This is a genomic window from Sporomusa sp. (genome assembly GCF_035561255.1).
Taxonomy (GTDB): Bacteria; Bacillota; Negativicutes; order Sporomusales; family Sporomusaceae; genus Sporomusa.
In genome coordinates this window covers 1-11,812 of record NZ_DATMXX010000234.1, presented here as the reverse complement: position 1 = coordinate 11,812, position 11,812 = coordinate 1, and the positions used below count along the sequence as shown (strand labels likewise).

Here is an 11,812-nt window from a genome sequence, read left to right as displayed (position 1 = left end):
AATATACAAGTTTATTTCTTTAATTTTTTTAATTCATCTAATAAACGCTCATTTAGTACTTTAATATAGGTTCCTTTCATACCAAGGGACTTTGATTCAATTACACCCGCACTCTCAAACTTCCGCAGTGCATTTACAATAACTGAGCGGGTGATGCCGACGCGGTCGGCTATTTTGCTGGCGACCAGAAGCCCTTCATTGCCTTCAAGTTCACTTAGAATATGCATAACAGCCTCTAGTTCAGAGTAAGACAATGTGCCTAACGCAACTTGTACAGTAGCCTTTTTCCGGGCTTCCTCTTCAATTTTCTCACTGCGGTCTCTAAGCATTTCCATACCAACAACCGTAGCGCCATACTCCGCCAATACCAAATCATCATCGGTAAACTCAGCACTGAATTTGGCAACAATCAGCGTGCCAATTCGTTCACCAACACCATGAATTGGTACAATAGTGGTAAATTTATCATTAAACATACAACTTGTTCCATCACTAAATGTGCATAGGCCGCCTTCTAGTCGAAGATTAGGCGACGTTAGATCAATTTTTTGTAACCATGAAACATAGCGTTCCGGGAATTTACCCAGTTGAAGTACTTTATCCCGCATGAGATCGCATTCAAAATCATCAATTAAAGCAAACCCTAAAACAGAACCATCCTTGCTGACAATATAAACATTAGCGGCCATAACTGAGCTAAGTACTGTAGAAACCTCACTATATTCAACGTTTTCAGATTTCTGAAGCAGTTTGTTGATTGTACGAGTGCGTTCCAATAATGATAACATTAATATTCCCCTACCTTTCAAAATTAAGACAAATTAAGCTATAAAATATAGTGACTTAAATCTTGATTAACAACTATGTGGTCTAGTTTAGATTTGACATACTCACGGTTAATGATGACGAGCCGTTCAATCGCGTCAGGAGCATCAAACGCCAGATCTTCCAAGAGTTTCTCTAATATAGTGTGCAACCGGCGAGCTCCAATGTTTTCAGTCTGGGCATTTACCTTGCACGCGATGTCTGCCAGTTCATCAATAGCGTCCTCTGTAAACTCAATTTTTATACCTTCAGTCTCAAGGAGACTAATATATTGCTTTATTAACGCATTGGCTGGCTCAGTTAATATCTGACGCAAGTCTTCTTTTGACAGATTGGTCAGTTCAACCCGGATTGGAAATCGTCCTTGCAATTCAGGTATTAAGTCAGATGGTTTTGACACATGGAAGGCGCCTGCGGCAATAAATAAGATATGATCAGTTTTCACAGGTCCATATTTACTGACAACGGTAGAGCCTTCCACAATCGGTAGGATGTCACGCTGAACTCCTTCCCGCGAAACATCAGGTCCGGAGCTATGCCCCCTGCCAGCTATCTTGTCAATTTCATCGAGAAAGATAATGCCTGAGTTCTCGGCAAGACTGACTGCGCTTGTTGTAACCTCATCCATATCAATTAGCTTTTGCGCTTCTTCTTGGATAAAGATTTTTCGGGCGTTAGCAATTGTTACTTTACGTTTCTTTTGCTTCTTAGGAATTAAGTTACCGAGCATATCCTGTATATTCATACCCATTTCTTCAATTCCGGTTCCAGCAAACATCCCCATCGCCGGTTGAGTAGCATCTTCGACTGTAATCTCTATGAGTTCGTCTTCGAGTTCACCGCTACTCAAACGTTTACGCCACCATTCACGGCCAGTGTTGAATGATTGAGACTCTTCAGGCTCTGGTGGTTTATCCTGATTAGTCCCCATACCACCAGAAAACAGCATTTCAAATGGATTACGGAGCGATTCTTTTTTTACCGGTGGAACAAAGTGATCAAGAATACGTTCGTCCGCCAACTCTTTAGCCTTATCATTTACTTCAATTATTTTATGTTGTTTAACCATGCGGATTGATGTTTCCACCAAATCACGCACCATTGATTCGACATCACGCCCAACATAACCTATCTCAGTAAACTTAGTTGCTTCGACTTTAACAAATGGAGCATTCACAAGCTTGGCCAGACGCCTGGCTATTTCTGTTTTACCAACACCTGTAGGACCAATCATTAAAATATTCTTAGGGATAATCTCTTCCTTAAGCTCTGCTGGCAGTCTCTTACTGCGCCAACGATTTCTTAGAGCCACGGCCACTGATCTTTTTGCCTGCTGTTGACCGATTATGTACTTATTTAATTCATTGACTATCTCTTTTGGTGTAAGTTCCAGCAAAATCATCCCCCCTTTAGACTATAACTCTTCAACCGTAATATGGTCGTTCGTATACACGCAAATATTTGCGGCAATTTCCAGCGCTGTACGGACAATAGCATCAGCAGTCAATGTAGAGTGCTGTACCAGCGCCCTAGCAGCCGCCAGGGCGTAAGGCCCCCCGGATCCAATAGCGGTTACACCATCATCTGGTTCAATAACCTCACCATTACCAGAAATAATAAGAAGATGCTCGGCATCAACGACAATAAGAAGCGCTTCTAACCGCCTTAAAACCCTATCAGAACGCCATTCTTTTGCAAGTTCAACTGCTGCTCTCATCATGTTTCCATTAAACTCTTCGAGCTTTCCTTCAAACTTTTCAAACAAAGTAAATGCATCAGCTACCGAACCGGCAAACCCGGCTAATACTTTACCATGGTAAAGTCGGCGGACTTTCTTTGCATTATGCTTCATTACTGTATTTTGACCAAAAGTTACCTGCCCGTCACCTGCTATGGCAGTTTTCCCCTGATAGCGAACCGCGACAATTGTTGTAGCATGAAACATAAGTATCACCTCCGAGGAAATTTAAGCCCGTGGATGAGATTTTTTATAACTCGCTTTAAGTCTTTCAGTACTTACATGTGTGTAAAGCTGAGTAGTTGATAAATTAACATGCCCTAAAAGCTCTTGTACTGACCTCAGGTCAGCACCATTGTCTAAAAGATGGGTAGCAAAGGTGTGACGAATGCTGTGAGGGGTAACATTCTTTTTGATTGCTAACGCCTCTACATATTTTTCTACAATCCGTCGGATACTCCTGTCAGTAAGCGCTCCACCCCGGTTATTTACAAACAGGCGCTGATGGACTTTTCCAGTTTGCCTGCCATATTTGCCTGCCTGTGCACATAGTTTGCTACGTGAACTTAACAGATAGCTATCTAAAATTCGGGCAGCACTCCGGCCAATAAGGACTATCCTTTCTTTGGCCCCCTTACCAGATACAATAATTGTTCGACTAGTAAAATCAATATCCGGCAGGTTAATCCCTGCAAGCTCACTAACCCGGGCCCCAGTTGCATAGAGCATTTCCAGCACAGCTCTGTCTCTAAGACCCAATGGACTGTTATCCGGTAAGGTGATTAACTCACTAATTTCATTAGTATCAAGAAAAACAGGCAGTTTTTTTTCTAATTTAGGTGTTCTAACAGCATCAAAGGCGTTTTCACTCAAAATATTCTCGCGGCATAAAAACCGGAAAAACGACCTAAGCGCCGCAATTCGTCGCATAATGGTCGCTTTGGCATACTGCTCAGATTTTAGATAAGCCAAATAACTACGAATTAAAATCGGAGTAGTCTTAATAAGCAGAGCCTCCTCAGCCCCTTGTCTAGACACAAACTCCACAAACTGCAGAATATCACGTTGGTAATTGTGAATAGTGTGCTGGGATGCATTTTTTTCAATTTTAAGGTACAGTATAAACTTCTCAATGAGTTGGTCAATGGTATCCAATTCTTCGTTTTTAGACATTGTCACTCGTTCTTTCGCATGTTACCTAGTTCTGGTCTTGTGGAAATTACTATTATACTAACATACCTGCAATAATTCCGCAATATTATTGTCAAATTATTCAAATAAATTCTCCAGTACCCCTAATGCTCTTTCAGCAATAGTTTTGTTTTTGAGCTTCTTATCTTTAATCTTATGCCCTAGTGGAGGCAACAGACCAAAATTTATATTCATCGGCTGAAAATTAGTCGTATTAGTCTGAGTAATATAACGGCACAGGGCACCATGAGCTGTTTCTTCCGGAAAAATCCGTGGGTCAAGACCGCGCGCCAACCTACCGGCGTTTATACCTGCGATCAGTCCGCTTGCCGCTGATTCAATATAACCCTCAACGCCGGTAATCTGTCCGGCAAATAGTATTTGTGGTTGCTCCTTCATCTGTAACGTAGGACGCAATATCATTGGTGAATTAACGAATGTATTCCGGTGCATCACCCCATAACGAACAAACTCAGCATTCTCCAGACCTGGAATAAGCTTGAACACCCGGCTTTGTTCAGGCCATTTAAGGTGGGTTTGAAAACCAACAATGTTATATAATGTTGCTGCGAAATTATCTTGACGAAGTTGCACTACAGCGTGAGGCATTTCACCAGTCTCCGGATGTCTTAAACCTACAGGTTTCATTGGGCCGAATCGCATAGTGTCAATTCCCCTGGCAGCCATAGCCTCTATCGGCATACAGCCTTCAAACACGACTATCTTTTCAAAGTCTTTAACCGGAGCAGCCTCGGCCTGAGTCAGCTCATGCCAAAAAAGTTCATATTGCTCTTTGGTCATTGGGCAGTTTAGGTAGTCATCATCGCCCTTACCATAGCGGGAAGCCCGATAAATAATATTCATATTAAGTGAGTCAGCGGTTACAATTGGCGCCGCGGCATCGTAAAAGTACAAATGCTCACTGCCGGTCAATCGGCTGATTGCACCGGAGAAAGCAGGTGAAGTCAACGGTCCGGTAGCAATAACCAAGGGGCGGGCGTCAGGTATTTCCAGTAATTCAGTATGGATAATGGTAATCCGCGGATGATTGCTAAGAGTCTCAGTAATCATCTGACTAAAACCACTTCGATCAACAGCAAGTGCCCCACCAGCTGGTACGCAGTTAGCGTCAGCTGCTCGCATAATAAGAGAATTGAGCCTTCTCATTTCTTCTTTTAAAAGGCCAACGGCATTTTCTATAGCTGCTGCTCTAAGTGAGTTACTGCATACCAATTCAGCAAACAGAGCAGTATGGTGAGCCGGGGTCATAACATTCGGGCGCATCTCGTACAAATCTACATCTATACCAGCTTCAGCCAGTTGCCAGGCAGTTTCACTGCCGGCTAAACCAGCTCCTATTACAGTAACTTTAGCCACTTTTTTTCCTCCGGTTAGCAACAGTTTTTTGTGATTTCGCCTGTTTTTCATTATTGTCTGTTTTAACAGGAGTTTCTTTATTTTCAGGCGTTTGGCGGGTTGAGCAGGCCACGTTGCTGCATACTGCAGAAACACCGCCGTTCTTATATTTATGCCGGACCATAAATGCACCGCACACTTGGCAACTATCCTTTAATGGCATATCCCAGGTATTAAAATCGCATTCCGGATAGTTCTCACAGCCATAAAAGACTTTGCGACGTTTTGTCTGACGTTCAACAATAGCCCCACTACATTTCGGACATTTTACGCCAGTGTCTTTTAAAATAGGCTTTGTATTGCGGCAGGCCGGGAATCCCGGGCATGCAAGGAAATTGCCATACCTTCCTTGTTTAACAACCATCATCCGCCCACAGTTCTCACAGGGAATGTCAGATACCTCAACAGGCAGTTCAACATGCCCGATCGCTTCTTCTGCGAAACTCAGATCTTTAGCAAAAGGATCGTAAAACTGTTCTAAAACACTTAACCATGATGCATCGCCTTCTGCGATATCATCTAATTTATCTTCCATTCCGGCGGTAAATTCAGCGTCAACAATTTTATCAAAATATTGCTTCAAAAGATCCAGCACAACAAATCCAAGCTCAGTAGGCAAAAACTTTTTATCAACGCGCTCTACATAACCCCGCTCAACGATCGTCTCTATTGTTGGAGCATAAGTGCTAGGACGACCAATACCTTTTTCCTCGAGCATTTTAACTAGTGATGCCTCCGTATAACGAGGCGGTGGTTCAGTAAAATGCTGTTTAGGATCAAGTTTGTTTAGTTTTAAGACTTGCCCGCTGGTAAGGGCAGGCAAGGTAGTCTCATTATCCAAATCACTATCAGCGGTTTGTTCTACTTCTTTGCCTTTGCCAATTGTGCCGCTAAACGCTGCTAAAAATCCCGGAAACTTTAATTGCGAGCCGGTAGCCTTTAGTTTATACTGACCAGCCATGATTTCTATGGTAAGCGTGTCATAGACAGCGGCGGTCATCTGGCTGGCAATGAATCTTTCCCAAATGAGAGTATATAGTTTTAGTTGATCTTTGCTTAGATTCTTATCAATTGTGTCAGGTGCCAACTCAAGTGTAGTAGGCCGAACTGCCTCATGAGCATCCTGAGATTTCTTATTAGCGTAAACAGGCGATTTATCCGGCAGATAATTTAAGCCGAATTTGTTCTCAACATAGGTTCTGGCCTCTTGCTGGGCAGTTTCAGATACCCGGGTTGAATCAGTTCGCATATAGGTAATAAGACCGACTTGACCGGCACGGCCAATATCGAGTCCTTCATACAGCTGTTGGGCAACCATCATGGTTTTACGGGATGTAAAGCCCAATTTCCGGGATGCTTCCTGCTGCAAGGTGCTAGTAGTAAACGGCGGATAGGGATTACGTTTTCTTTCCCGCTTTTTAACATCACTAACTATGTATTCAGCCTGATTTAAATCACTAACAATGCCTTCAGCCTGAATCGCATTATTAACATCCAATTTTTTACCATCAATTGCAACTAATTCAGCATCAAATATTTTAGAGTTGGTCTTTTCCTTAAGCTTAGCAGTTATCGTCCAGTATTCTTCCGGAACAAATGCCTGGATCTCTTTTTCTCTGTCGCAAATTAACCTGACGGCGACAGACTGTACTCGACCAGCACTAAGCCCTTTACGTACTTTACGCCACAAAAGCGGGCTGAGTTTGTATCCCACAATGCGGTCAAGTATTCGCCTGGTTTGCTGAGCATAAACCCGAGGCAGGTTGATTGGGCGCGGCTTTTTAACAGCCTGTTGTATGGCCGGTTTGGTTATCTCGTTAAATTCAATTCGGCATGTAGTATTCTCAGGAATATTGAGGATGTGCGCTAAATGCCAGGCAATAGCTTCACCTTCACGATCAGGATCTGTTGCCAGATACACTGTATCGGCATTCTTGGCAGCTTCCTTCAGGCTTTTGATAAGCTCACCCTTACCCCTGATATTAATATATTTGGGCTCAAAACCGTTCTCAATATTAACACCAAACTGACTTTTAGGCAAATCACGTAAGTGCCCCATAGAAGCTTTAACTGTATAATTTTTACCTAGAAACTTTTCTATAGTTTTGGCTTTGGCCGGGGATTCTACCACAACTAGAGCTTTGCTCACTTATTTCCCTCCCTGGCGGCACAAGTATAGCATTGACCGCTATGTTCGACCGTCAAACCCCGTAATGTAAGTTGCAATAATATATATGCAGCCGTTGCCGGCAGTACATTCAGTTTTGTTATAATTTCTTCAATTCCTATAGGCTTTTCATAATTCAGCAAACTATACACAGCCTGTTCATCGTTAGACAGTTCAGGCCCTGCCTGATTAACCGAACCGGTTTCCCAGCCATACTCCTCCAGAACATCACCGGCACTGTCAATTAGTTTGGCTCCCTGTTTTATAAGCCTGTTGGCCCCTTTGCTCCCCCGTGAAAAAATACTACCGGGTACGGCAAACACGTCCCGCCCTTCTTCTAAAGCGAAGTCAGCGGTGATAAGCGCCCCACTCTTTTCTGCTGCCTCTACTACAACAACACCACGGGACAAGCCGTTAATAATACGGTTGCGGGCAGGAAAATGTCCTGCCCGGGCCAGAACCCCCGGAGCGTATTCGGAGATTACGGCGCCAGACTCGGCAATACGGGAAAGCAGCTTAGCGTTTTCTGGTGGATAAGAAATGTCTACTCCTGAGCCAACCACAGCAATTGTATACCCCTGCTCTAATGCCCCTTGGTGAGCTGCTGTATCAATCCCTCTGGCGGCACCGCTGACAATACCTACATGGGCAGCTGCTAAAGCGGACGCTAGCATACTTGCGGCATTTTTACCGTATACCGAAGCATCGCGAGAACCAACGATAGCCACTAGTCTGTCATTCTTAGGCAGAACACCCCGATAATATAAGATATAAGGTGGGTTAAAGGTATTACGCAGCAAGACAGGGTAGCTATCTTCAGTTAAGCTGCAGAGAAATATTCTTTTTTTAAATAATACCTCAGCCAGGTTATGTATATCTAGCTTGTCCCGCTGACCACGCAAATTATTACAAACCGTATTATCAAGACACTTGGATAAAAATAAATCGCCCTGGTCAGCTAACCAAGCCTGCCGGGCGCTACCAAAATAATCAACCAAGGCCTTAATGCGCGAACTGCCAATACCTGGAACCTGTTGTAAGGCAGCCAAGTAAAACTGCTCCATATTCAGTTCCTCCAGATCAGCTAATATTGAAAAGCCACTAGCAACTAGTAAGTACTTGGTAAATCATAATACTAGCAATTATACCTGGGATAAAATCCAAAGGTCAAGGGCCCAAGGTCCTATTTGAGCATTTTTTAACAATATTTTTATATTTTTAAGCTTTAAAGTAGTATTTTGCAATAAAATCCACAATATTCTTAGCTGCAAAAGGTCGTCCCAGCAAAACTGCCTGTCGGCGTAAAGTGGTAAAACCATCATAATCATCAAATAGCGCAATCAATATATTTTGTAATTCAGACAATGAATCTGCTCTAAGTGCGGCACCGCTATTTAATAAATACCGACTGTTTGCTTCTTCCTGACCAGGTATAGGACGATAAATAACAAGTGGAACACCCAGCGCCAAAGCCTCTGACGAACTCATACCACCAGGTTTTGATATTAACAGATCGGCAATACTCATAAGTTCATGCACATTATCTATATAGCTAAAGACTCTCACAGGATGCCGGATAACTAATCCTAGTTGAATAAGACTCCGGTAAAGCGACTGGTTTTTTCCGGTTATGGCGACGATCTGCAGCGGCCTGTCAATCTGAGCACATAATTCCAGTATTTCACCCATTGGTAATACCCCGGCCCCACCGCCCATGATCAGGATTGTTTTTCGTTCTGGACTAAGACTTAGTTTGTCGAGAATTTGATATTTGTCACATGGCTGAAAGAAACTATCACTGATCGGTATTCCTGTAACAGCAATTGATTGAGGTAATATACCATTTTTACTCAAGTCTTCAGCCATAGCGGAATGAGCAACAAAATAGTGCTCAAGTTCAGGATAAACCCATAGGCTGTGAACAACAAAGTCAGTTATAATCGCTACTGCCGGTACTTTAATCAAACCTTTTTTTTTGAGCCAGGCCACCAAACCAGCCGGGGTTGCATGAGTACATACAATGACTGATGGTTGAAACTTATTAATATAATCTACCATTCGCCTGGCAAAAATCTGACTAACTAACTCTCTGCCAAGTAATGCCAGCCGGCTTCGATTTCCCCAGCCATACATTGCACCATAGGCTTGAGGAAAAATATCCAGTATTTTTAAATAACCAGTGAGTATTGTCTGTCCAAAAACTGGATGGCAGAAATCAAAAATATTACATAGTTCTGTGTGGCAATTATAGTTTAACTGAAGTAATTGGCTAACAGATTGCGCTGCTCTAATATGCCCGGCCCCAATCGGAGCGCTGATAAATAAAACCCGCTGATTAGCCAATAGCGTTCGCCTGCCAAGATTTTTTTATAGCACCATAGCAGATAACTTGACTATCATCACCAGTTACTGCCAATAACGCTTGTGCTGTCTGGCCTTTATATACTAAAAGATTGCCTGCAATCTCAGCCAATGGAATTAAAACAAATCTTCTGTCAGGCATACGGGGATGGGGCAACTCAAGAATGGTAGTAGCCATTTCTACATTATGATAGAGTAAAAGATCGATATCAATATTGCGCGGCCCCCATCTCACTTCCCGAACCCGCCCCATTTGCCGTTCAATTTTAAGGCAAACCTCAAGTAATTCCAGCGGCGGTAACTCAGTATTAATCGCAATGACTGCATTGAGAAAACTGGGCTGCTCCTTTAAACCGACAGGTTCAGTCTCATATAATGAAGATATCTGTTCAATCGTTATGCTGGGATGATCACCTAGCAGCCTTATGGCACTCGCAATATTTTCTTCCCTGGTATTATTGCCACCACTAATATTAGAACCCAATCCTAAGGCAATCATTCGCTGCGTCTCCGTATGGCTTCAACTTCAACATAATCAAGGGCTGCGGCAATGGGTACGGAGGGTTTACGAACCCGCACTATGACTTCTTCTACTAATCGGTGCAGCCGTAAAACTTCCTCAGCAATGTGGTAGGATAACGCTTCAAGAAGTTGAAACCGCTGATTTTCCACGATATCTTTGGTTTGATTGTAAATAGAAACATAGTCTACTGTTTCTTCAAGCCGGTCACTTTTACCAGCCTGGCTTAAATCGGCTTTCATATCAAGATCAACATAGAATCGTTGCCCTAATTCCCGTTCAAATTCATATACACCGTGAAAGCCGTAAAACACCATATTCTTTAAAGAAACTCTATGACTCACTTATAGCTACCCCCTACTTATATTTCGCATTTATTATCGCATCTGTCATGCGGGCTATACGAGCTATGGCTTGTACATCATGAACCCGGACAATATTAGCACCTTTCATAATCCCTAACGCTACGGTAGCTCCTGTACCTTCCACCCGTTCACTGGGTAGAGTATTCAAAATATCACCGATGAACCGTTTACGCGAAGTGCCTAACAATACAGGGCACCCCAGCGATTTGAGTTCTTCGAGCCGCGCCAGCATAACCAAATTATCTGACGGAGTTTTGCCAAACCCAATGCCTGGATCCACAATTAAGTTAGCAGCGCTGATACCCGCAGACTCGCCTATCTCAATGCTGTGCCGCAAAAATTCAAGAACATGAGCCATAATGTCTCGCTGATAAGTTGTACCTTCTTGATTATGCATAATTACAACCGGCACGCCATATTCGGCAACTACCTTAGCCATTTCCGGATCAAATTGCAACCCCCAGATATCATTGATTATATGAGCGCCGGCTTTAAGCGCTTCACGGGCTACACTGCTTTTATAGGTATCAATAGAAACAGGAACACTTGCAACAGTTAATACCTTTTCAAGCACAGGCATTAGCCTGTCCAGCTCTTCTTGAGCCGAGATTTTCTCGGAACCGTATGGTCTGGTAGACTCAGCACCGATATCAATAATATCGGCACCCTCTTTAATCATTTGTTCAGTATGTTTTAATGCTGCATCAATGTTATTAAACTTTCCACCGTCAGAAAAAGAATCCGGCGTAAAATTTAAAATCCCCATGACCAGCGTTTTTTCCGGAGTGATAGCTAAGCGGTGTTTCCCAAGCTCATAGGTACGCTGCGGAAATTTTTCGCTAGCGGCTATTACAGCTTCCAGTTCTTCGGCTAGTTTTTTCAGACCCCATGGCTGAACTTTAAGTTGAGGGATGCTTTGTTTAAAGTGCTTTAAACTACCGCTTAAAAATACATCTGTATATTGGTCACTAAAGTCGGCTGCTCCCCTGGAAACTGAGGCTTCGCCACCTTTAGAGAGAAATGTCTGCTTTAAAATAAGTGCGGCTTTACTTAAAACGTTTTCCACTTTTATCGTCTTATATACAGCCTTATTAGACATAATAGCAACTCCGCCAGGGTCACATTTTATTTTTGTCAGTTCTGCTCTAGCTTGCTCCTGATTTTTTATCTCAATTACTCGCATATTATGTTGCATTAGTATCCTCCCCTATTGCGGCAAAATATAATTT

11 protein-coding genes are annotated in these 11,812 nt (G+C 42.9%); all 11 read right to left on the bottom strand.

Annotated features, from left to right (window positions below; all coding sequences use genetic code 11):
• Nucleotides 1-11: 11 nt before the first annotated feature.
• Nucleotides 12-788 (bottom strand): GTP-sensing pleiotropic transcriptional regulator CodY, encoded by a 777-nt coding sequence (gene codY / locus VN379_RS13290; RefSeq protein ID WP_325534585.1) that lies wholly within the window; start codon nucleotides 786-788, stop codon nucleotides 12-14.
• A gap of 38 nt (nucleotides 789-826) precedes the next feature.
• Nucleotides 827-2,227, bottom strand: coding sequence for an ATP-dependent protease ATPase subunit HslU (gene hslU / locus VN379_RS13285; protein WP_414714995.1), 1,401 nt, complete (start codon nucleotides 2,225-2,227; stop codon nucleotides 827-829).
• A gap of 12 nt (nucleotides 2,228-2,239) precedes the next feature.
• On the bottom strand, nucleotides 2,240-2,770 hold the full coding sequence (gene hslV, locus VN379_RS13280; RefSeq protein ID WP_325534581.1) for an ATP-dependent protease subunit HslV: 531 nt from the start codon (nucleotides 2,768-2,770) through the stop codon (nucleotides 2,240-2,242).
• Nucleotides 2,771-2,791: 21 nt separating this feature from the next.
• The gene (xerC, locus tag VN379_RS13275; protein WP_325534579.1) at nucleotides 2,792-3,736 is read right to left on the bottom strand and encodes a tyrosine recombinase XerC; all 945 of its coding nucleotides are present in this window, start codon (nucleotides 3,734-3,736) and stop codon (nucleotides 2,792-2,794) included.
• Between the two features lie 96 nt (nucleotides 3,737-3,832).
• The gene (gene trmFO / locus VN379_RS13270; protein ID WP_325534577.1) at nucleotides 3,833-5,131 is read right to left on the bottom strand and encodes a methylenetetrahydrofolate--tRNA-(uracil(54)-C(5))-methyltransferase (FADH(2)-oxidizing) TrmFO; all 1,299 of its coding nucleotides are present in this window, start codon (nucleotides 5,129-5,131) and stop codon (nucleotides 3,833-3,835) included.
• Nucleotides 5,124-7,319: a type I DNA topoisomerase gene (topA, locus tag VN379_RS13265; RefSeq protein ID WP_325534575.1), complete on the bottom strand. Its 2,196-nt coding sequence runs from the start codon at nucleotides 7,317-7,319 to the stop codon at nucleotides 5,124-5,126. The genes trmFO and topA overlap by 8 nt, the downstream gene beginning before the upstream one ends.
• The gene (gene dprA, locus VN379_RS13260; RefSeq protein ID WP_325534573.1) at nucleotides 7,316-8,401 is read right to left on the bottom strand and encodes a DNA-processing protein DprA; all 1,086 of its coding nucleotides are present in this window, start codon (nucleotides 8,399-8,401) and stop codon (nucleotides 7,316-7,318) included. Before dprA ends, topA begins: the two co-directional genes overlap by 4 nt.
• Before the next feature lie 154 nt (nucleotides 8,402-8,555).
• A complete protein-coding gene (locus tag VN379_RS13255) occupies nucleotides 8,556-9,680 on the bottom strand; it encodes an MGDG synthase family glycosyltransferase (RefSeq protein WP_325534571.1) in 1,125 nt (374 codons plus the stop codon).
• On the bottom strand, nucleotides 9,673-10,197 hold the full coding sequence (gene folK, locus VN379_RS13250; RefSeq protein ID WP_325534569.1) for a 2-amino-4-hydroxy-6-hydroxymethyldihydropteridine diphosphokinase: 525 nt from the start codon (nucleotides 10,195-10,197) through the stop codon (nucleotides 9,673-9,675). The genes VN379_RS13255 and folK overlap by 8 nt, the downstream gene beginning before the upstream one ends.
• A complete protein-coding gene (folB, locus tag VN379_RS13245) occupies nucleotides 10,194-10,562 on the bottom strand; it encodes a dihydroneopterin aldolase (protein WP_325534567.1) in 369 nt (122 codons plus the stop codon). Before folB ends, folK begins: the two co-directional genes overlap by 4 nt.
• 13 nt (nucleotides 10,563-10,575) lie before the next feature.
• Nucleotides 10,576-11,778 (bottom strand): dihydropteroate synthase, encoded by a 1,203-nt coding sequence (gene folP / locus VN379_RS13240; protein ID WP_325534565.1) that lies wholly within the window; start codon nucleotides 11,776-11,778, stop codon nucleotides 10,576-10,578.
• Nucleotides 11,779-11,812: the final 34 nt, after the last annotated feature.